Raw genomic sequence first — 21,790 nt, forward strand, 5'->3', positions numbered from 1 at the left:
TATAGTATTGTAACGTATGCTTAGGCGTTAGCCGGTGTGCAGAATTCTTCCAGTGCCATTTCGAGGTGCTGCGCAATCATTTGCGCTGACCGGCCTTCGATGTGGTGCCGCTCAATGAAATGAACCAGTTCGCCATCTTTAAAGATGCCAATTGCGGGCGACGACGGCGGGTAGGGGAGCAGGTACTCCCGCATCCGGGCCGTAGCGTCAACATCGCCACCGGCAAAAACGGTTACCAGCTGATCGGGTTTTACGGTGCTGGCGGCCAGCGCTGCTTTAACGCCGGGACGAGCCGCACCCGCTGCGCATCCGCATACCGAGTTCACAACCACCAGCATGGTGCCCTGTTGGTTGGTCAAAGCCGCGTCAACGTCGGCAGCAGTCGTCAGCTCCTGAAACCCAACGCTGGTCAGGTCTTCCCGCATGGGAACAAGCAAATGAGGAGGATACATAAGTAAGTGTACAGTTTTAGTTTACAGTTTGATTAACAGCCCCGGCCCGAATTGCCCCGGCCGGTCGTTGGTTTACATAAAGCCCAGTTCCAGCTTCGCTACCTCAGACATTAGTTCGGTAGAGTAAGGCGGATCAAATGTAAGCTCAACGCTCACATCGTTCACACCCGGCACTGACCGGACTTTTTCTTCAATTTCGCCCGGTATAGACCCGGCCGATGGGCACGAGGGCGAGGTCAGCGTCATCAGGATATAGACGTTGTTGACCGGAAATATCTTGATATCGTAGATGAGTCCAAGCTCGTATACATCGACCGGAATTTCGGGGTCATATACGCCTTTGAGGGCCAGGATGATCTGTTCTTTCAGTGCTGCTTCGTCGTTCATGGGTTTACCCGTTAGGCGGTTTGGTTCGCGTAGGTACGTCCGTATGCTTTCATGCGCTCGATCATGGAGGCCAGCCCGCCCGCCCGTAACGAGGTGATCAGGTTGCCCATACCGACGCGCGGTATAAAGTAAAGATCGGCATTGGCCACATCGTCGGGTTTTTCGCCCGAGAGCACCCGAATTAGCAGACCAACCAGCCCTTTCGATATTTGAGCTGTTGGTTCGCTGTCGCCGTAAAAATAGAGCCGGTCGTCTCTTAGTTCGGCGTCGACCCACACCTTCGACTGACAGCCCATGATCCGGTTCTCATCCGTTCTGGCCGATTCGGGCATGGGCGGCAGCTTTTTGCCGAGGTCAATGATATACTGTGTCTTGTCCAGCTGGTCGTCGAACAAGTCAAATTCTTCGATAATTTCGTCCTGTTTCTCGTTGATGGTCATTGCTTACAATTTTCCTAGCTGACTAGCCTGGTGTCGCACAGCTATTATCGTTATCATGTCGTGAAAGTATATATACAGCAGACGATAGTTGCCAACCAAGACCTCTCTAAGGTGACTCAATTCCTTTTCCGGGACTTTACGACCCATCTCCGGGAACGATTCCAATAGCTTTAACTTCTTCGTCAACTCGTCCGACCAGTTTTCAACATAAGCTGACGGAGATCGCGACAGGTAGTGTAGGATGTCTCGTAAATCTTCTTTGGCTTCGTCCTTCCAAATTACTGGCGTGGCTGTATCCATTCCTTCATTTCGCGCATGACATCTTCGTTTTTATGGCCTTTGCCCTGGTCCATTTCTTCCATGGCGCGTTCGTAGCGATCCAGAATAATGAGTCGTTCAACTGCTTCATCGAGCGAAATTTTTTCCGGTAGCTGGCGAAACGATTCAATAACTGCGGCAGTGCTAATCATAAAACAATAAAGTTTAGCAATCACAACATCATTTTCTGCACCCGGCGCAGCCCTGCGATGAGCCGGTCAACTTCGTCTTTCGTGTTGTAAACGGCAAACGATGCCCGCGTAGTTCCGGCAATGCCGAAACGCTGCATCAGGGGCTGGGTGCAATGGTGACCCGTTCGGACGGCAATGCCCTGCTGGTCCAGAATGACGCCCGTATCCTGGTGGTGAATACCATCCATCACCCACGATACCACGCCGATTTTTTCTTTAGCCTGACCAATGATGCGCAGCCCCTCAAGTTCGCTCAGCTGCTCGGTCGCGTATTGAAGAAGCTCGTGTTCGTGGGCCGCTATATTCTCTTTGCCTAAGCCTGCCATATAGTCCAGCGCCGTTTTGACGGCAATGACATCGGCAATGTTGGGTGTACCCGCTTCGAACTTGTAGGGGATTTCGTTGTAGGTAGTTTTGGCGAAGGTAACTTCCTTAATCATTTCGCCCCCGCCCCGGTAGGGTGGCATGGCGTCGAGAAGGGCTTTTTTGCCGTACAGCACCCCCATGCCGGTCGGGCCGTACAGCTTGTGAGCCGAGAGAACGTAAAAATCGGCGTCGAGCGCCTGTACGTCGAGATCAATATGCGACGAAGCCTGCGCGCCGTCAATCAGCACGACGGCGCCAGCCCGGTGGGCCATGTCGATGATGGTTTTGACGGGGTTGATCGTTCCCAGCGAGTTCGACACGTGAACGCAGGACACGAATTTGGTGCGGGCCGACAGCAGTTTCTCGTATTCGTCGAGAATCAATTCGCCGTTATCATCGACCGGGATCACCTTCAATACGCAGCCGCGCTCTTCGCAGAGCATCTGCCAGGGGACAATGTTGGAGTGGTGCTCCATGGTCGAGATGATGATTTCATCCCCTTCGCCCAGAAACCGGCGGCCGTAGGTCTGAGCTACCAGATTGATGCCGTCGGTGGTGCCGTAGGTAAAAATGATTTCTTCCCAATGTCTGGCATTCAGAAACTGCTGGATAGCCCGGCGCGACGCTTCAAAAGCGGCCGTAGCCTGCTCGGCCAGGTGATGAATACCCCGGTGAATATTGGCGTTGTAGCCTTCGTAATACCGCGTCAGGGCATTGATGACGGGCAGCGGTTTCTGGTTGGTTGCCGCGTTATCGAAATACACCAGCGGCCGACCGTTGACCTGTTGATCGAGGATCGGGAAGTCCTGCCGGATTTGCTGAATATCGAGGGTTGTAACGGGTGCCGATTGCATAAGTATTGCAAGATGGGTTGTACTAAAACAACAAGCCAGATGGGGGAAAGGTGCTTTAAAAATGATGAATGATGAACGATGACTGATTTTTATCAAACCGTTCACCATTCATCATTCACCACTGACCAATACGCTTACTTTCCCAGCTTCTGGGTTACCACGTTTTCGAGGTACTCGCGGATGGGTTGAATTTTAATCTGGCTCAGCACGTCCTGCGAGAACGCGTAAAGCAGCAGCGTGCGGGCCTCGTCTTTCGGAATACCCCGCGAGCGCATATAGAATAGAGCTTCGTCGTTCAGCTGACCGGTCGTAGTACCATGTGAGCACTTCACGTCGTCGGCAAAAATTTCGAGCTGCGGCTTGGTATTCATCGACGCGCCCGGTGCCAGCACTACGTTTTTACACGACTGGTAGGCATTGGTTTTCTGCGCGTCGGGCCGAACGTAGATTTTTCCGTTGAAGACGCCCGTACCGTTATCGTCCAGAATACCTTTGTAGAGTTCACTGCTGTACGAATTGGGCATGGCGTGATCAACCAGCGTGTGGTTGTCGACATGCTGTTTCCCGTTTGGCATGTACAGGCCATACATGAAAGCCTCGGCATGCTGGCCGTTGAGCACGATGTTCAGGTTGTTGCGAACAAAGTTGCCGTTGAGGGTAACCGTAGCTGAGTAAAAGTGGGTATTGTCGGTCTGGTTAACCTGGGTAGTACCAATATGATACGACTGCTCGGTTTCGTTCTGCACTTTGTAGTATTGCATACGGGCGTCGCGCTCGAGCACAATTTCCGTCACTACGTTGACAAAGCTGGCCCGATCGCCCAGCGTCCGGTACGACTCGGCTACGGTGACCTCGGCGTTTTGGCCGACCAGAATAAGGTTTCGGGGTTGAGAGGCAATGTTTTTCTGGCGACCGTCGGTGATGAAGCGTAGAATTATAGGCTGCTCAACCGTGGTATTGTCCGGAATCCGGATAACGGCTCCATCGGTGGCCAGCGCCGTATTCAGGGCCGTAAAGGCGTTATCCTGATAATCGGCATAGCGGGCAAAGTGGGAGCCAATAAAGTCAGCGTCGGCCTTCAGCGCATCGGCTAAGCTGGAGATCTGAACCTGACCGGCGGGGCTAATGATCCGCGACAGTTCGGGGTGGTACTGGCCGTTGACAAAGTACAGAATATTGCCATCGAGATTGGGAATTTCCAGCGTAGCCAGATCATCGGTGGTGATGGGGCTCAGTTCATCAAGCTCGAAAGCCTCTTTAAACAGCCCGCTCACGTTCGAGTATTTCCATTCTTCGTGCCGGATTGTCGGAAAGCCCAGCAGGTCGAACTGTTTCAGCGCAGCCCGCCGAACCTGGTGTACAGGGGTCCGGGACTCGCCGTTCATGCGCGCTTCGTTGGTCCGAAAAGCCGCCAGCAGCTGGTCCTTAAACTGATTGTATGATGAGAAAGAAGGATTCATTGTGTTAATGATGAATGATAAACGACGAATGACAGATGAGAACTAGGCATCATCGATCATTGATCATGGATCATTGGTTTACTTCAGCTTCGGCTTTGATCCAGTCGTATCCTTTTTCTTCCAGTTCCAGCGCCAGTTCTTTGGGCCCCGACTTCACGATGCGTCCTTTGTAGAGTACGTGAACGTAATCAGGCACGATATAATCGAGCAGGCGCTGGTAGTGGGTAACGACGATGGTTGACCGCTCGGGCGACCGCAGCTGATTAACCCCCTCCGCCACGATACGAAGCGCATCGATATCCAGACCCGAATCGGTTTCGTCCAGAATAGCCAGTTTGGGTTCCAGCATGGCCATCTGGAAAATCTCGTTCCGTTTCTTTTCACCACCCGAGAACCCTTCGTTGAGCGATCGGCTCAGCAGCGACTGATCGATGTTGACCAGTTTCATTTTTTCCTTCATCAGCTTCAGAAACTGAACGGCATCGAGCTGATCCTGACCCCGATGTTTCCGAATTTCGTTCATGGCCGTTTTCAGGAAATTGGTCGTGCTGACGCCCGGAATCTCAACCGGGTACTGAAATGCCAGAAATATACCTTCGGCAGCCCGTTCTTCAGGGGCCATTTCCAGGAGATCCTGCCCTTCAAAAAGTACGCTGCCACCTGTTACTTCATACTCTTCACGGCCAGCCAGTACCGACGCCAGTGTACTCTTGCCGGCGCCGTTGGGTCCCATAATGGCGTGAACCTCACCGGGATTGATCTGTAGACTTAATCCTTTTACTATTTCTTTTTCGCCAATCCTGGCATGTAAATTACTGATGGATAACATAATAGGTTGGTTCGTGTCAGCTCAGATGAAGCCGCAAAGTTAGCAGACTGATTGGTATCTGTCCTGGTAGGGTAACAAAATCAGGCAGTTAAAAGTTGACGCTCCGCTCAGATAGCCCCAAAAGATCAGCACCGTAGCGGATATGTAAGGACCATATCCGCTACGGTGCTGATAAACCAGGGTACTTACCGCTACCCTTTAGTGTAGCTCCGGGTGTTATCGATTAAGCCGCTGAACCGAGATGAGCAGACATTTTGGGTCGGGGCAAACACAGGAGGGCTGTGTAATCTGAACCGTTTGATCCCGGTAGCAGCCAGCCTGATTATACACTCGTACAGTATAGGTGCCAGCCTGGAGTGCGCTGTTGAGTACACCATTGGCCGGAATCGGCAGGGGCGTGGGGGTTAGGCTCGTCGCGCTGGTAAACGATGCGCTTTGAGTAAGCTGATAGGTGTAGACCGCCATTTGGCTATCCGTCAGCCCGGTCAACGTAATGCGTCCATTCATCTGTACGACCGTTCCAGAACAAGTAGGTGAGAGGGGAGTGAGGCTGAAAGCGGCTACCTCATCTATCTCTTCAATGATAAATGGGCAACACGAACCCGTTGTGCAGGAAGATGGTGAGCTCGTTCCGCCGATCAATACGCTGTAGGAGCCGGCCTGAGTAGCTATGGTTGTGTAGGCTGTTGCACCTGTAATAGCTACGCCATCGTGATACCACTGGTAGCTGCTTTGACCGGCTTCGGCTGCCAACAGGAAGGCATAATCAGTCCCTTTACAAACCTGGTAGGGAACAGACGTGCAGACCGAGACGGTATCGCCGGGTAAACTGGCTGTATTATAGGCAATACCTGACCCAGCTACGCTCACGCTGAAAGTGGCCGTAGCCGAACCGTTAGCGGGTAGCGTGGCGGCTGTCCAGACCAGTATTGTGGCAGTTGATGCGTTAATGGTTCCGCTTGTTGTAGTTGCACTGCCCGTAAGAAGCACTACGTTCGGCGCATTCAGTATATCGGTGACGACGATGCTGGAAGCGGCTACGGCTGAGGTATTGGTCAATACGAGTGTGTACGTCAGGACATCCCCTGGCTTAGCTACGGATTTGCTTACATAGGTTTGCAGGACAACGGCTGCGGCTCCCGGCGCTCCGACAGTGCAGGAAGCTGGTGCCGTGTAGGTCAGGCTGGTTGTACTGCAGGCCGAAGCACTACTTAATATCGATACCGTTTTGGGCAGGCCATCTGACGGTAGCCCGGTGAGGGTATAACTAGCCAGCCCATTTCCGGTCAATGTCGCAGTAGTGGTTTGGTCCCCTACGGTAATGGTCATTGTTTGAGCGCCGGTGGTGTTTGTAGCCGATACCGTACCTGCCAAGGTGTAGGTATTGGTAGCCGTATCACAATTCCCCGGGCTTGCTGTGGCCGTCAACGAACAGACAGGAGTAGGACAACGAAGCGCCCCTGGCTGATTAACGCCCGTGTACTGCCCGATCGCTACAAGTGCCTGCCCGTTGTTGGCAGGAACGGCATTGAAACTGCTGAGGGCAGCGTCGAACTGTAACATTGGGTTAGCATCGGGGTCACGCACGCGAAAGGTCAGCGTACCTATGCTGATCCAGTCAGCCGTCGTAATAAGGGGGCAACTGATGGAAGACCCATTCAGGACCATAGTAAGGTTAAAGAGACCGGGGGTGGCTCCATCGATGCTATGAGCCTCCCAGAGCCCTATGCCACTACAGAGCGTATTGAGGTCAAAATTTTGTGACTCATAACTGACAAAGGACAAGGAACTGGGCGAATACGTCAGAAAAAGGGATGAAGTGCCAATGGAAAATGAGGTAGCGTCGCTCGCCCGGATCTGAAGCGTAGCGGAGTAGAGGCCATCTGCGCAGTTGAGTTGCGTGGCTATGCGCAGGTGGGCCGTCTGGGCCTTGACCGATAGCGTTGTGGCAAAAAGTATCAGCAGGCCGCTGATGCAATAGAATAATAGGTTTCGTAGACAAGTCATGGCTATTTTCGGCTGAAGATTATGGGTAGACTATAAACCAGGGATACCTATTTTGGAGCGGTTCAGCATCCAGCGATTAAAGTCCTTGTTGTTGACTATGCCATTGCCGTCACCGTCTATGGGCAGGTACTTACCAATAGCCGAGGCACTGACTTTCCATCTGTTGAAATCGCTGCTGTTAATGACCCCGTTGGCATCGTAATCGCCGGAGAACATGGCAAACCATTGGCCGAGCTGGTTGAGCGGAATGGCACCTCGGGCAGCGGCTTTGTCAGTTGTAAAATCAACAAGGGTTCCGGCATCAATGGCTTTGTCGGTCAAAATAGCCAGGTGGCTACGATGATGAATCGAGGCATATACTGGCTCCGATACGGCCGGAAACCAAACCCCCTCTGTTCGGTCCGGGCTGATTATTGTACCGTCAGTGCGCAGTAGGGCGGCCCGACGTGCCAGCACGTCTCCAGATGCATTGCGGGCCATGACCAACACCCAGTCCGTTACATCGGCGGGCACAGTGATCAGTTGCTCGGTACCCATGTAAAACCAGGGACTTCCGGAGAAAGGCTGCTGTTTGGGAAGCAGACTTTTGCTGACCAGCAGGCCATGCATTTGGCCAGTTTGGGGGTCAGCAAAGCCTTCCAGTAATACCTTAGCCCGAAACCATACCGGCTGGGGGCAGTTGGTTACCCATACGCTGGAATTTGCTGTACGGCGACAACCCTGCTGGTCGGTTACCGTCACCGAATAGGTTCCGGATTCTGTAACGGTCAGTATGTTTCCGGTTTGCCCGGTTTGCCACTGGTATTGGCTACCTCCACTAGCGGTTAGTGCAAGTGGCTGGCCATAGCATACCGTTACGTTCTGAGGCAGAACGGAGGCTAAACTGCCTGAATGGACCAGTACTGTGGCGGTGGCGGTGGCTACTTGTACAGGGCAACCGATCGAGTTAGTGAGGCTGTGCAGCTGGTACGTTGTAGTATATGCTGGATATACCGGTAAGGTAGATCCGCTACTATAGCCCGATATCGTGCTCAATGAAACGCCGTCGGATAGCTGAAGCTCATAGGGACCGCTACCATCCGATATCAATACGGACAAGGAGACAACGTCTCCCGGGCAAATGGTTGACGCGCCAGTCAGACTAGCCGTGGCTTCTACGGGAGCACTAACCACAATCGCCAGTGTGTCCCGACAGGCATTGGCATCGCTCACAATAGCGGTGTAGAGCCCTGCTGACAAACCACTGAAGAGTCCGGTAGAGTTAGCCTGACTGTTCAGGCTATAAGAAAACGGAGCTGTACCCCCCTTTGTCAGCACTTGAACGCTACCATCCTGGCTAATTGGGCAGCGGGGCAATGCTACCGTAGCAGAGAGGCTAAAGCAGTTACTAACGGGCGCTTCTTCCACTTGTAACAGATAGTCTTCAGCCTCTCCTAGTGTATAGGTGGAGCAGGGGTTCTGAACCAGGCCATCATCCACAAACTGGCTGCGCACCCGTAATCTGTACGAACCCGGTGCAGAAGTAGGGAGCCGAATAGTCCCTCGTATCGTGGGATTCATCAACTGCTGGGCTGAGGACTGAAATAGAATTTCGGACTCGCTAAAAATGCCGTCCTGATTGCTGTCTATCCATATCGTCAGGTGCTGGGGGGCAAAGCTACCTGTTGCGTTCGTAGCCGCACTGGCCGTAAAAGAGTACGGATGGCCTGCCAGCACCGCGTGCGATAGAGTCGTGAAATCAGCGTAGCCAGTCTTGTTTCTACCGCTAGCGACAGACCGAAGAGTAGACCTGATGCCGGTAAGTATAAAGTCGTCGATTTTTGCCGTCGACCCTTCGCCCGACCATGTGTAGCCAGGAATACAATAAAACCGTCCCGTATTGATAGAGGCAACCTGGCTATACTGTGTGGTAGCGTTTGAAGCCTTTACCCGATAGTAGTAGGTCGTATTGGGCGTTACCAGGCCATCGACAAATGAAAATGAATGGGGAGGGAGGCTACCAATAGCTGTAAAGTTGGCTTCTGGCTCAGACGAACGCTCTATAAGGAAACCCGCCACACTGGCGTATGGGTATGAGAAGCGGATCACTGCGCCAGTAGCCGCCATACTTACACTTACGTCAACAGGATAGACTGCCGTAGGAGCGTGGCTGGTCAGGCTGTAAGCATTCGTAGGATTGAGCCGCAGCTGGAGTCCATTACGCATACGTTCATACTGGCCGGGCGTGAACGTACGACTTCGGTCGCAGGTGAGGTAATACGACATGATATTGTCGGTCAGTGGGGTAAATACGTCGCCGTTGGCATCGGTGATCGTGCCGCTATAGGTGCAGCCCGCTACGACTGCGCCCGGTAACCCGTACGGGTCTGCCGGGGTGTCGCAGATGAAGTCACCGGCGCTGGTGCAGTTTGCCGGGAACGATCGTCCCTGAAGTGATTCGCCCGGCCGTATGTGGTAATTTCAGTCATTGAGAGCACTGCATTTCGCGAATAACTGACCAAGGGACATAAAAGAAGCATTGGTAACAACGGACTGATTTACAGCCGTATATCCTGGTCATTTTGCATTGGAACGCCTGGTCAGTTTACAGCGAAACCAGGTGGTCAATATCCCCGAAACTCCCAGGCAGGCTACCACTGGTGTTGTAGGCTGTGATGTCGATCTCGTAGAGCTTGTTGTCAAACAGATTCGTCAGATACAGCTTGTTGCCGTCCTCCGACAGATCGATACCACCAATGCCCACTTTACCGGCTGCCAGGTAGGCGGCATTATCTTCACTGGGCTGCGTTTTATCGGCCACCAGCCCCCGGGCACTGTTGCTGGCGATGCTACCGACATTGATGCCCAGCGTGCTGACGTCCAGCAGGGGCTGGAAGGCGAAGGTACTGCCACTGGCCGGTGTAGTGCTGAAGTCGGCCACATAAATCCCGCCCAGCCCCAGGGGGCCAAGGCCGGCATGCCGCTTGAGGGTGGCCGAGGAGAACACTTTCTTCGTGAACTTGTTGTAGGCCATGCCCCAGAGGGTACCCGTGTTAGCCGCGATGGAGTGGGCCGACAGGGTTGAGCTGTTGGCCCCCGTCACGTTGTAATCGAAGGAGACCACCGCATCGCTGTTGCCTGCCGACGCGGTGCCGCTCAGGGGGGCCAGCGGGTCGCCGTTGACGTAGCAGGGGATGACCAGTTTGGGGTTGGTCTGGCAGTAGTCGTTGTTGTCGAGAATGCCCAGGTCTACCGAGCAGTCGGGGGCCTGGATGAACTGCACGGTGGTGCGGCCATCGGCGCCGTTGCGCGTGCCCATGCCCGCATACGAAGGCAGGTTGCCGAACTCGATGCGGATGGGGTAGACATTCTGGGGGATGTTGGTGAAGACATACTTACCAAAGGCATCGGTGGTGGTGCTGGCCACCAACTGGTTGTTGCAGTCGTAGGCGCGGACCTGCACTCCGGGCACACCGGTGGTTTCGCCCCCGTCTTTGACCCCGTCAGCGTTGAAGTCGTTGAAGACCGTCCCGCCGGTCTGGCCGGGAAGACAAACCGTGGGCGGGCAGGCGGCCGGCAGGACGATGCCGGTTTGCTGGGCTTTGCAGCTGGCCGAGGCATAGTCGGTGCCGATGAAGGCCTGGGCGGTTTGGCTGGTGGCATCGGCGGCTACCTCAAAGGCGACCACCTGTGGCGAGACGATGGTGCCGCTGCCGCCAGCGGTGGTGTAGGAGCCGGGGTCGATGGTTTTGGTTTGCCCGGCAAAGGTGACGGTGATGGCATCGGAGGCATCGTTGGGGTTGGGGCTGACGGCAATGTTTTGCCAGGCGACCTCGATACTGACCGTCGTTTTACTGCTGCCGCTGTTTTGGTAGCAGCCCGACACCGTGGGCTTGAGGGAGAGCGCGCATACAGGAACGACACAGGTCTGCTGTGATAGAGTGGTCGTTACGACCGTGTAACAGCATGGACCGTTGTAGAGGACCACACTGTAGCTCTGACCCGCCGACGTAGCCGGATTAGCTAAGCCCGTAAAGGCTACCGCCGAGTTGCTCACCGGCTGGCTACCCGTAGCCGTATAGCTTGGAATAGCCCCACCGGCCGCTACCAGAAACGCCTTGTCGGCACCCTGGATGCCCGTCAGCAACACCTGCGCATCGTTGTTGGCGGTAGTTCCCGTACAGGTGGCTTTTACCGTTGTGACACTGGCGACGGTGGTGGGTACGCAGACGAAGCCCGCATCGATGGTGTGGTTGACACTACCAGCCGCGCCTGTCACTACTGTTGCAGCAGCAAAGCCACTAATGACCTGGGCGTCGCTGTCGTTGGCGGTGTTGGCCGTGGGCTGGGTGCTGAAAGCCTGCGTCAGCTTGAACTTGCCAATGCTGGTGGTCAGGATCCCCGTCGTATTGTCGTACTGATTAGTCGTACCATCCGTACCAAAGCGCACGGTGTAAGCCGTGTTAGGCTGGATGGTCGTGTTGCTGGCTACGTTGGTAGCCGTGCTGCTGGTGGGATTGTTATTGAAGTAGTACTCTCCGTTGGCATCGGTGGTGGTGGTGGCCACCAGCGTGTTGCCGCTGTAAAGTGCCACCTTCACGTTAGCCAGCGACTTCTCGCAGGGGTCCTGAATACCGTTTTTATTCTCATCAACCCAAACCCGGTTGCCAATTTCCAGGTAGTCAGGCGATTCGCAGGTGATCTCCAGGTCACCCAGACCAGTGGTCTTGGCAAATGTACCCGAACCGCCAGTGGTCGAATCGAAGGTAGAGGTGTATAGGATAAAGCCCATAGTTGAACCTGCCGGTGGCTGACCGGTTGTGTTGTTGAAATACTTCACACCGCCGGCATCAAGGCTGCCACCTGCTGTCCGGTTGATTGGGTCCATAGCTGTGGCAATGACCTGACCTGAGCCCGGTTTAAGCGCCAGTGCACCGAACACCTGCTCCGAGTGATTCAAGATATCGTTGGTACTCAGGAAGTCGTCATTGTAGAACTCACCGAAACCTGGGCCCTGATTATTATTAGGATTATCTCCAACCAAGCCACCCACTTTCGCATTGTTTTCGAGCAGGTACGTATTCCCATTAAAGGAAGCGCGCAATAGATCGCCACCTGAGAAGCCGGTGTACAGGGCTGTCGTGCCGACGGGGGCGTAGTTGGCATAACCCACCTGCAGGCCCGTACGATCGGCAAAACCTAGAATCATTGAGCCATCCAGGTCAAACTCGATGTCCGAAAGTATGGGTTGGGGGTGTACCAGCCGGGTTGAATTCTGTGTCGTGTTGACGGTACCCGTGCTGAGGTCGTTAAACGTATCCGTCCAGGGATACCAGCCTGTCAGCTCCATAACCGATGAAAATGCCAAACTGACAAAAACCGGCCCTTTTGGATACGTCAGCGGGAAACTCATCACATTGGTGAAGCTACTGGTGGCTGGGTTGAATTTGTACACATTGGCCACCAGATCCGACTTGTTCTGAGTGTCAAGGGCGTCGCATACAGAACCTACATAAACGTTGTCGCGATACACTTTCAACCCAAATGGACGCGAATTGACACTCTGGCAGGTTGCAGGTATATTGTAACTGCCCGCCAGAGTCGGTGTTGTACCTGATATATCCAGCTTGTAGAGCTTTTTATCGAATAGGTTGGTGAAATACAAGAACTTGCCGTCCTCCGAAATTTCGAGATCACCGATACCTACCTTACCGATCAGGCTAAAGGCAGCTGCATCGTTACTGGGTTCAGTGGGGTCAGTTACCAGTCCCCGTGCCGAGTTGGAAGGTATAGAGCCGACATTGATATTCAGGGGAGCTGCACTGACATTGATATATCCGGTGGTAGTTTTGGTTACCATATCGGTTACATAGATGCCGCCCAGGCCAAGCGGACCAAGCCCGGCATGTCGCCGTAGAATCGCACTGGAGAAGAGCCGGTTCTTATACTTATCATAAGCAGATCCCCAGAGGGTACCCACCTGAGCCGCTGTAGCCAGTGTAGTCACTTTGGATGGGTCCTTAGGCCCGCTCGTTCCATAATCGAACATCACAAGGGCATCGCTGCTACCACTCGTTGATCCGCCTGGTAACGGGTCGCCATGCACATAGCAGGGCACGGTCACCATTGGGGTAGCCTGGCAGTAATCACTTGGATTAAGAATACCCAGATCTACTGAACAGTTGGGTGCATTGACAAACTGAACGGTTGTTTTACCGTCGTTTCCGTACCGTGTTCCCTGACCAGCATAGGCAGGCAAGTTCGAGAACTCAACCCGAACGGGGTAGGCGCTGTTTGGAATGTTCAATGTGTAGAGTCCGTAAATATCGGTCGTTGTAGTCCCAACGACTGCACCATTGCAATCAAAGACTTTTACGGTAACACCCGGAGGGCCACTATTTTCGGTTCCTCCACGGATACCATCGGAATTGTAGTCGTTGAACACGATACCGCCGAGGTTACCTGCCGGACATGTAGTCGGGTTACAGGCGCTCGGCGCACTAAAGCTACCGCTGACAGCTGAACAGCTGGCGTTAGATGCGAAACTGGCCGATACGTTCAGGCCGGTCTGTCCATTGGCAGGTATTTCAAAAGATACTACCTGGGGCGATACGTTGGTTTGAACGCTGGTGAAATTACGTCCGGGCGAAGTGTATGATACGCTGAAGGTACCTGTTACGATGGTAGCCGTGGCGGGCGTACTACCTGTGGGTCCATTGACGATGATGACACCATTTGTCGGCGCGTTCTGCCAGGCAACCTCAACGCTAACTGTTGCTTTACTAACTCCGGAAAGGGAGTAACAGCTCGATACGGTGGGGTTGAGGGTGAGCGAGCAGGTTTGGGCCCTTGCATGCTCACTCAGCAGAGCTGAGTGGATCAGAAACAGACTAAGCGCTGTTAGGGCCCATCGGCTCGTCCGTAAAATAGAGCCTGACGAAGCTTCTTTCAGACTTATTAACTGTTTACGGATTGGTTGAACCGCGTTGCGAACAGAAAATAGTCGGTTCAGAAGAGCCATCAGGTGTGTTAGACCAAAATCGGGGACCGCCTGCTGCCAGAGCAGGAAAACGAATCGGGTAAAATTTCTCATAGTTGTTAGTGTATTGGGGTCAGCGTGCAGAGCGTAATGGAGAGCGGCTACCAGCGTGTGGTTGAAACGAGCTGACTAACCGGCTGGGAGAACCATCCGGGAGGACCATCTGTATCCGAATTGATCGGGGCAGACTGGAGGGCTGACCGAGGTTTGGGGCAAGAAACCGGTACAGCCGAATGCGTAGATAATAGCTTCATGTAGCTGAAAGATTTATGGGCTACGACGGTCTGAAGTTGCCTCGTAGACCACATGCTACTAACGCATGCAAAAATGAAGGCACTCGCTACGGTTTGTCATGCTGTGGTGATGAACAGCAAAAATTGGTGGACAATCGGAGTTGAATGGGGCCCCGATCGGGCTAATAAGTCGCCGAATGGAGGGGCAAATCGATTGGCAAAGGACTTGCCAAAAGTGAGAGAGGCTGGCGCCTGTTATAGCTGATCGTTTAGACTGGATTAGAAGGCAACTTACGTATACACAGGGTTGGGATTATTGGATACTGTAGCGCCTATACGTAAGCGGTCATTAGGAAACGGAAGCTTCGATGCTATACTAAGGCAGCTTAGCCTGGCTGTACTGACTCAAAAGACTGTTTGGGGAATTTTTGACGGGCCATTCTACAGCTCCTGACGGCCAAAAAGGCGGTCGGCCGTGAACCTGTTTTCAGACAGGCTCTGGACAAAGTTGCCATGAGACAGGTGACAAACTATTTCGCTGGATGTCTCATAACGTATGCTTGTCCGAGTGGCTATAGCTTTTCTGAAAAGAGCAATTGGCTAGACGTAGGCGCCAGACCGTATCGATCGATGTTTCGCTAACCCGGTATGTATCTAGTTACGATCTGGTACTGTTTTTTGAGATTCAATACGCAGAGGTGTGAACTTTTTTATATATGAACGGGTCTAGATCGGTTTCCATTCTACTGGTTGAAGATGATGTTGTTGAGGGTATGTGGCTTAGGCAGGCTGTAGAAGCCATGGGGTTCCCGTCCCCTTTTCTTGTACATACTATCGACCTGGCGAAGGAGGTGATTAAGCATCATCAGCCCCAACTTATCATCTGCGATCTGTTTTTTGATACGTTGCCGAAAGGATTACTATTACTACAGGAGTTTGCCGAACGGGGTCATCAGTTTATTATAATCACCAATTCTATCGACGGATCGTTTTACGAAAAAACCCGGTCTATCGGAGTGGGTGGCCATCTTATCAAACCATTTCACCCGATCACGCTTCAATCCATTATAGATACTGTACTGACAAGCCTGCCGCAACTCTCGCTGCCCGGAAAAACACATCTGTTTATTCGGGGGGCACAAAACAAGCAAATGCGCGTAGATTTTCAGGATATCATGTACCTGTACTCAGAAAGAAACTATACCTTCATCAAGACCATACACGGACGCCACACCATCAAACGGTCTCTTAGTAAAATGCTCGATGGTCTGGATTCCCGCTTCGTACGGGTACATAATAGCTATGTTATTAACTCAGATCATCTCAAGTCAGTAGCTGCATCGACCCTTCTTATCGACAAAGACATTGTCCCTATTGGCCGATCGTATCGAAAGAACCTGAGCGATGTGATTAAATGAATGATCATATTCGGCAGTCCCAGCGTTCATGTACCCCCGGCATGAATGCTGGGACTATTCATGAATCTACCAAAGCGGAACCTGGACCGATAGGCGACAAATGAAAAGCCCCGGCATTCGTGCCGGGGCTGTATTTTAAAAATTGATTTTACCGATTGCGCTGGCCGCGGCCGCCGAACTGGCCCAGGTAGTAGTTGACACCAAACTTGAGCCGACCGCCCCGTCCCTGGCTGGCGGTAGGATCGATCCGGTTGTAGAAGTTACCTTCGTACGAGATTTCGGCGCCCAGTCGGCGGAGAATCCAGGCCATGGCACCGATCTCCAGACCGACGCTGGTATAACGCGACTTCTCATTGGCACCAATCGTTTCTGAAAACTCCCGTCCGCTGTTCAGGCTGGCGCCGATAAAGCTGCTGATGCGGGTACGAAATGGATAATAGCGAGTAAACAGACCGAACTGACGGGCCCGGTATTGGTTACCAACCAGCCGCTCATTATCGTACCGAAGACCAGCCGCAAAGCCGGGCTGGAAGAAATAACCCGCGCGGGTGTTGATAGACAGATAAACCTGCTCATTGGCTACGCCAAAGGCCAGCCCTCCACCCACGAAGGCATTACCCGGCTGAAACCAGCTGAGCTGATTCCGCTGCTGATACGATATAGACCGATCAACCTCTTCGCTTACCTTTTCTTCTACCTCGGCGGCTTTCTGCCGGGCCTCCTGTTTGGTCTCCTCGTTGATCAGAGGCCGGTTCCGTCCCGTTGAGTCTGCGTTGTTCTGTGCATAGGCCGCCACTGACAGACCAACCAGCAGGGTCGTTGTGTGAAGTAAATTTTTCATCGTCGTTGAGTGCTTAATCATGCCGAAAGGGACATCGACTAATTAACCGCCAACCTACGATAAGGTTTGCTACAGCGTGTTACCGGGCTAGCTGCCTCAGTAACCCTTCCACCTGCTCGGCCGACGTAGCCGGGAAGTTGGCAATGCGAATCTGGGAGTCCTTTAGTTTGCCGTAACCGCTGCCTACCACCATGTTAGCCATCCGGGCCGAGGCAATCACATCGGCCGACGACCGTCGGGTGTTAGCCACAATGACGGTTTGCGAGCGGTGACGCTCTTCTTTGACGAAGGGCTCGAACGCGTCGGAGCCTTCGAGAAACTTATAGATGGCCTTTGCCTTCTCTTCGGTCTGGCGCCGGATGTTGGCTATGCCGATCTGGTTGAAGTCTTCCGCCAGTTTTCCCAGGATATAGATGAACAGCACGTTGGGCGTGGCGGGCGTCTCGAATGTCTGGGCGTTTTTCCAGAGGGTAGGCAGCGTATGGTGCGCCCCGATTGTCAGTGAATCGTATTGCTGAAGCCGCTCGGCTTTTTCGAGGCAGGTTTCGCTGGCAATCCAGACGCCCAGACCGGCGGGCATGCCAAAAGCTTTCTGTACCGAGAAAAAGGCCGAATCGATCAGGCTGTAGTCCAGGTCGGGATAGGGGGCCGACGAGACCATATCGACACAGAACAGCTTTTTCGGGTATTTCCGCTTCAGCTTGTGCATGTCGGCCGGTTTCATCTGCACCCCCGACGAGGTTTCGTTGTGGGTCAGGCAAACCACTTCGGCGTATTCGGGTACGTCGATATCGGCAGCGTCGAACCCCTGGCCAAACGGCTTTTCGAACAGGTGCGCAAACTTGTGCAGGCTCAGGGCGTAGTCGTAAAACTTGCGCGAGAACGAGCCGTTGACGGCATGAAAGCTTTCGTGCTCCACGCAGTTAAGCAGTATCCGTTCCCATACTTCCGACGCCGAACCGGTAAAGAAAATCCGATGTGTGGCCGGAATGTTCAGCAACAGCCGCAACTGCTCGTCGGTATGTCGGTAGATGTCCTGAAACCGGCGGCTTCGGTGCGAGATAGACCCAATCTGCTCGTCGAGCGCGGTTTGCAGATGCGTGTGAAACGAAGGGTATAACTCGGCCGGACCGGGGGTAAAGTAGGTGTTTTTCATGAGAGCAGCGATTGAGTGAGTTAGTGATTGAGTGAATTAAAAAAAGTAATTTATCTGAACCAGTTTGCCCAATCATTAATTCACTCAATCACTCATTAACTAATATAAAAGTCTGAACTTGATGGTGTTGTCGATTCCTTTCAGTTCCTGTACCACGTCGTCAGCGTATTCTTTGGCTACGTCGGTAATCACATAGCCGATCTGCTCGTTGGTTTTCAGATACTGGCCGTGAATATTGATATGGTACTTGGCAAAAATGGTGTTCATTTTGGCCAGAATACCCGGCACGTTCGCATGGATGTGTAACAGCCGGTGAGCGCCTTTCAGTAGCGGCAGCTGCAGTTCGGGAAAGTTGACGCTGCCGTAGGTGCTGCCGTTGTTGATGTATTCGAGCAGTTTGCCCGGTACAAAGCTGCCGATGTTGGCCTGGGCTTCTTCCGTGCTGCCGCCAACGTGGGGCGACAGGATTACGTTGGGCAGACCGCGCAGGGCGTTGACAAACTCTTCGTTGTTGGTCTTGGGTTCCTGCGGAAACACGTCGAGGCCGGCTCCAACTACTTTGCCGCGCTCAATGGCATCGACCAGCGCCGGAATATCGACGATGTGGCCGCGCGACAGGTTCAGGAAAATAACCCCGGTTTTCATTAGCGCAAACTCCCGGTAGCTGATCAGGTTTTTGTTTTCCTTGCGGCCGTCGGTATGCAGGCTAATAATGTCGGCAATAGCCAGCAGCTCATCCAGTGATTTGCATTTGCGGGCGTTACCCAGTGCCAGCTTGTCAACGGCATCGTAGAAATACACTTCCATGCCCAGCGCTTCGGCCACGACCGATAGCTGCGTACCGATATTACCGTAGCCGACCAGCCCGAGTTTTTTACCGCGTACTTCAAAACTGTTCTTGGCCGACTTGTCCCAGACGCCCTGGTGCATGGCGTTACTTTTGGGCACAATGCCCCGGATCAGCATAATGATTTCACCGATGGCCAGCTCTACTACCGAGCGGGTGTTGCTGTAGGGTGCGTTGAACACGGCAATGCCTTTTTCGGTGCAGGCATCGAGGTCGATCTGGTTGGTGCCGATGCAGAACGCGCCGATGGTCATTAGCTTGTTGGCGTGCTCCAGCACCCGGCGCGTAACCATGGTCTTGGAGCGAATGCCCAGGATCGACACATCACGGATGGCCTCAATCAGTTCATCTTCATCCAGCGCGCCTTTGTGTATTTCAACATTGAAGCCTTCCTCTTCGAACAGCTGAACCGCTATCGGGTGAACGTTTTCCAGCAGTAGCACCTTGATTCGACTCTTGGGGTACGACTGACTGCGGCTGAGATGGTTATGGTACAGGAATTCATCGAGCGACGGGGCAATGTGGTCGGCTTTCTCCACAACGCGCGGTCGCATAACATTTTCCGTAAAGGCGTAGAAGCGGTTGGCCAGCCCCGATGCCCTGATCTCGTAGTCGGTATAGCCGTCGCCGATGACGTATACCTCGCCGTCGAGGTTGAGTTGCCGGATTACCTGCGATTTGCCACCGTTGGCCGACAGCGGGTTTTCCGGATCGAAACCGATAATCTCGCCAGTGTCGCTGAACACGAAGGTATTGGCGAAAACGTGCTCGGCCCGCACCCCGAGCGACGTAACGATGGGGACAATGAACTCCCGGAAGCCGTTTGAGACGATATAAATATGCTCGGCATGTTCGGTCAGGAACGGGGCGTTGCGCTGAAATGAATCCGATATCTTGCCCATGAGCGTTTCGACCAGGGCCGGCAGATGATCGCGGTGGGCGTGAAGAAGCTTCAGCCGCAGTTCGAGCGACTCGGTGAACGAGATTTCGCCGGACATACCCCGGTCGGTGATGGCCTGGATCTGGGCCAGCACATCATCGCGGTCGGGACGGCCAATGAGCGAAATCTCGCCCAGTACGTCCAGAGCCTCTACCTTGGTGAAGGTGCTGTCGAAATCGATAATGTAATACGTCTGTTCGGCGGGCAGGCCGGCAGTGCGGTCAACGCTGGGGTCTTTGGTGAGCATGGTCTATGCAGGTTCATTTTCCAGATCATCTGGAAACTCATTCGTGAATATGGCTTCAATAGCCGATTGCAGGGGCGGTAAATGCGTAGTGACGATGCGCCATACTATTTCGTAATCGACTCCGAAATAGTCGTGAACAAGAATGTGAGGTGAACGGATAATTTTCAGCCATTCTCTTTGCGGATGTGTTTCCCGAAAGTCTACAGGAACCCGGTTTGCTGCTTCTCCCAACACTTGTACATTTCGAATAACAGCGTCATGTGTTTTTCTGTCGTCGACGAACGGCTCGAATGAATAGCCATCCGTAAACGATCGGATTGCTTCAATCGGATTAAGTATATCGTACAATAGGTAACGAACAGATCGTCTAGACATACTGCAATTGCGGTTGTATATACGACATGAGCGAGGGCTTCACTGCTTTCCGGGTAACGATGTCTATCTTTTTGTGGAAGAGATTTTTCAGCTCGATCGTTAAGTCGATAAATTCAAAACTAACAGGTCTGCTAAACTCGACCATGATATCGACATCACTTTCATCAGTAGCTGTTCCATCGGCATACGAACCGAACAGGGCTATTGACGTCAGAGAATATGTCGCAAATAGCCGCTCTTTGTGGGTTTTCAGCACTGGCTTAACGTATTGTGTGTCCATGGTTTTGCTAGTCAGAATCCTGTAAAAACGCCACGGCCCGCTTTTCGGACCAGTACGTACCGTTGATGCCGCCCTGCCGGGGTGGAAACCCGCAGTGGCCCCCTGCTTCGGGGAACTCCATCCAGACAGTAGGTAGTTCCCGCGCCAGGGCTTCTGGGAAGCACTCGGGTGATAGAAACGGGTCGTTCTTTGCGTTCACAATCAGCGTCGGAATGCGAATAGCCGGTACGTACTGTAGTGAACTGCTTCGGGTATAATAGTCGGTCACGTCGCGAAAGCCATTCTGCGGAGCCGTAAACAAATTGTCGAACTCCCGAATGCTGCGGGCTCTGGTAACGGCATCGGTCGGAAAAACGCCCGGCATCAGCGCGGCTTTCTGCAGTACTTTTCGCTTGAGGGTTCGGTTGAACCGGTAGTTATAGACCAGGCTGTCCCATTGTTCGAGCCGCCGGGCCGACCCCATCAGGTCGAGTGGTACCGAGAAAACGACGGCTCGTTTCACAACCGGATTCAGTGCCGTGCTTTGTTCGCCGAGGTATTTTAAGGTCACGCTACCCCCCGCGCTAAAACCCATCAAATGAATCGTAACGTATCCTTTTGAGATGGCGTAGTTGAGTACAAAATGCAGGTCGGTGGTTTCGCCGATATGGTAGAACCGCTGCTGCCGGTTCAACTCACCACTGCAGGAGCGGTAATGCCAGGCCAGGCAGTCGAACCCGTTTCGGGTCAGGTACTGTACCATACCTGCCAGATACTGACTTGACGAACTGCCTTCCAGGCCATGTGAGAGAAGTACCAGCGGAGGTAGTAAGTCAGATTGCCGTTCGTTCGTAGCGAAGGCCCAGTCCAGATCCAGAAAATCCTGATCCAGCGTATCGATCCGCTCACGGACGTAAGGGGCCGTAACCTTGCGGAACAGCGAGGGAATGATGGTTTGCAGGTGACCACTCCACAGGCGTGCGGGCGGCACATAACTCGACTGGGCAATCAGCGGCATTGGCAAACGCGGGTGATTGAAGCCGCAAAGGTAGCATTTAATTCAGGAGTGGACAGCCTGATTGCTAACGTAATGAATGATTTACGTCTAAAAAGCGTCAACCAGACAGGTCTGAAAACGCCAAAAGAACCCTT

18 protein-coding genes are annotated in these 21,790 nt (G+C 53.3%); 1 reads left to right on the forward strand and 17 read right to left on the reverse strand.

The genetic code is table 11. The annotated features are described in order from the left end of the window. Positions 1-20: 20 nt before the first annotated feature. The 11 genes from FBR45_RS19225 to FBR45_RS26780 all read right to left on the reverse strand — a co-directional run bounded on the left by FBR45_RS19225 (position 21) and on the right by FBR45_RS26780 (position 14,376). Complete coding sequence (locus FBR45_RS19225) at positions 21-452, reverse strand: BrxA/BrxB family bacilliredoxin (RefSeq protein ID WP_077921657.1); 432 nt, start codon at positions 450-452, stop codon at positions 21-23. Positions 453-524: 72 nt separating this feature from the next. Then, positions 525-839 (reverse strand): DUF59 domain-containing protein, encoded by a 315-nt coding sequence (locus FBR45_RS19230; protein ID WP_077921656.1) that lies wholly within the window; start codon positions 837-839, stop codon positions 525-527. Between the two features lie 11 nt (positions 840-850). Beyond that, positions 851-1,279: a SufE family protein gene (locus FBR45_RS19235; protein WP_138505266.1), complete on the reverse strand. Its 429-nt coding sequence runs from the start codon at positions 1,277-1,279 to the stop codon at positions 851-853. A gap of 3 nt (positions 1,280-1,282) precedes the next feature. Continuing rightward, entirely contained in the window at positions 1,283-1,579 is a 297-nt protein-coding gene (locus FBR45_RS26895; protein WP_138505268.1) for a type II toxin-antitoxin system RelE/ParE family toxin, read from the reverse strand. Beyond that, positions 1,558-1,749: a hypothetical protein gene (locus FBR45_RS19245; protein WP_138505270.1), complete on the reverse strand. Its 192-nt coding sequence runs from the start codon at positions 1,747-1,749 to the stop codon at positions 1,558-1,560. Before FBR45_RS19245 ends, FBR45_RS26895 begins: the two co-directional genes overlap by 22 nt. 20 nt (positions 1,750-1,769) lie before the next feature. Then, the gene (locus FBR45_RS19250) at positions 1,770-3,008 is read right to left on the reverse strand and encodes a cysteine desulfurase (protein WP_138505272.1); all 1,239 of its coding nucleotides are present in this window, start codon (positions 3,006-3,008) and stop codon (positions 1,770-1,772) included. A gap of 134 nt (positions 3,009-3,142) precedes the next feature. Next, a complete protein-coding gene (sufD, locus tag FBR45_RS19255; protein ID WP_138505274.1) occupies positions 3,143-4,468 on the reverse strand; it encodes a Fe-S cluster assembly protein SufD in 1,326 nt (441 codons plus the stop codon). A gap of 70 nt (positions 4,469-4,538) precedes the next feature. Beyond that, positions 4,539-5,300 carry a Fe-S cluster assembly ATPase SufC gene (gene sufC / locus FBR45_RS19260; protein WP_449448571.1) on the reverse strand — a complete coding sequence of 254 codons (762 nt, stop codon included), beginning with the start codon at positions 5,298-5,300 and terminating at the stop codon, positions 4,539-4,541. A gap of 213 nt (positions 5,301-5,513) precedes the next feature. After that, positions 5,514-7,304, reverse strand: a complete 1,791-nt coding sequence (locus FBR45_RS19265) for a DUF11 domain-containing protein (RefSeq protein ID WP_138505278.1) — start codon at positions 7,302-7,304, stop codon at positions 5,514-5,516. A gap of 30 nt (positions 7,305-7,334) precedes the next feature. Next, positions 7,335-9,569: a GEVED domain-containing protein gene (locus FBR45_RS19270; RefSeq protein ID WP_138505280.1), complete on the reverse strand. Its 2,235-nt coding sequence runs from the start codon at positions 9,567-9,569 to the stop codon at positions 7,335-7,337. Positions 9,570-9,888: 319 nt separating this feature from the next. Beyond that, positions 9,889-14,376 carry an SdrD B-like domain-containing protein gene (locus tag FBR45_RS26780; protein WP_138505282.1) on the reverse strand — a complete coding sequence of 1,496 codons (4,488 nt, stop codon included), beginning with the start codon at positions 14,374-14,376 and terminating at the stop codon, positions 9,889-9,891. Between the two features lie 895 nt (positions 14,377-15,271). Between FBR45_RS26780 and FBR45_RS19280 the strand changes: the two genes are divergently transcribed. Continuing rightward, positions 15,272-15,973: a LytR/AlgR family response regulator transcription factor gene (locus FBR45_RS19280; protein ID WP_138505284.1), complete on the forward strand. Its 702-nt coding sequence runs from the start codon at positions 15,272-15,274 to the stop codon at positions 15,971-15,973. Positions 15,974-16,121: 148 nt separating this feature from the next. Here the strand turns inward: FBR45_RS19280 and FBR45_RS19285 are convergent, their stop codons facing one another. The 6 genes from FBR45_RS19285 to FBR45_RS19310 all read right to left on the reverse strand — a co-directional run bounded on the left by FBR45_RS19285 (position 16,122) and on the right by FBR45_RS19310 (position 21,656). After that, positions 16,122-16,814 (reverse strand): hypothetical protein, encoded by a 693-nt coding sequence (locus FBR45_RS19285; protein WP_138505286.1) that lies wholly within the window; start codon positions 16,812-16,814, stop codon positions 16,122-16,124. Positions 16,815-16,893: 79 nt separating this feature from the next. Next, positions 16,894-17,970 (reverse strand): aminotransferase class V-fold PLP-dependent enzyme, encoded by a 1,077-nt coding sequence (locus FBR45_RS19290; RefSeq protein ID WP_138505288.1) that lies wholly within the window; start codon positions 17,968-17,970, stop codon positions 16,894-16,896. Between the two features lie 99 nt (positions 17,971-18,069). Continuing rightward, the gene (gene serA, locus FBR45_RS19295) at positions 18,070-20,004 is read right to left on the reverse strand and encodes a phosphoglycerate dehydrogenase (RefSeq protein ID WP_138505290.1); all 1,935 of its coding nucleotides are present in this window, start codon (positions 20,002-20,004) and stop codon (positions 18,070-18,072) included. A gap of 3 nt (positions 20,005-20,007) precedes the next feature. Then, positions 20,008-20,379 (reverse strand): HepT-like ribonuclease domain-containing protein, encoded by a 372-nt coding sequence (locus FBR45_RS19300; protein WP_138505292.1) that lies wholly within the window; start codon positions 20,377-20,379, stop codon positions 20,008-20,010. After that, the gene (locus tag FBR45_RS19305; protein ID WP_138505294.1) at positions 20,372-20,659 is read right to left on the reverse strand and encodes a nucleotidyltransferase family protein; all 288 of its coding nucleotides are present in this window, start codon (positions 20,657-20,659) and stop codon (positions 20,372-20,374) included. The genes FBR45_RS19300 and FBR45_RS19305 overlap by 8 nt, the downstream gene beginning before the upstream one ends. Positions 20,660-20,666: 7 nt before the next feature. Then, positions 20,667-21,656, reverse strand: coding sequence for a YheT family hydrolase (locus tag FBR45_RS19310; RefSeq protein WP_138505296.1), 990 nt, complete (start codon positions 21,654-21,656; stop codon positions 20,667-20,669). Positions 21,657-21,790 lie beyond the last annotated feature (134 nt).

Source organism: Spirosoma lacussanchae (genome assembly GCF_005870035.1).
GTDB classification, from domain to species: Bacteria; Bacteroidota; Bacteroidia; order Cytophagales; family Spirosomataceae; genus Spirosoma; species Spirosoma lacussanchae.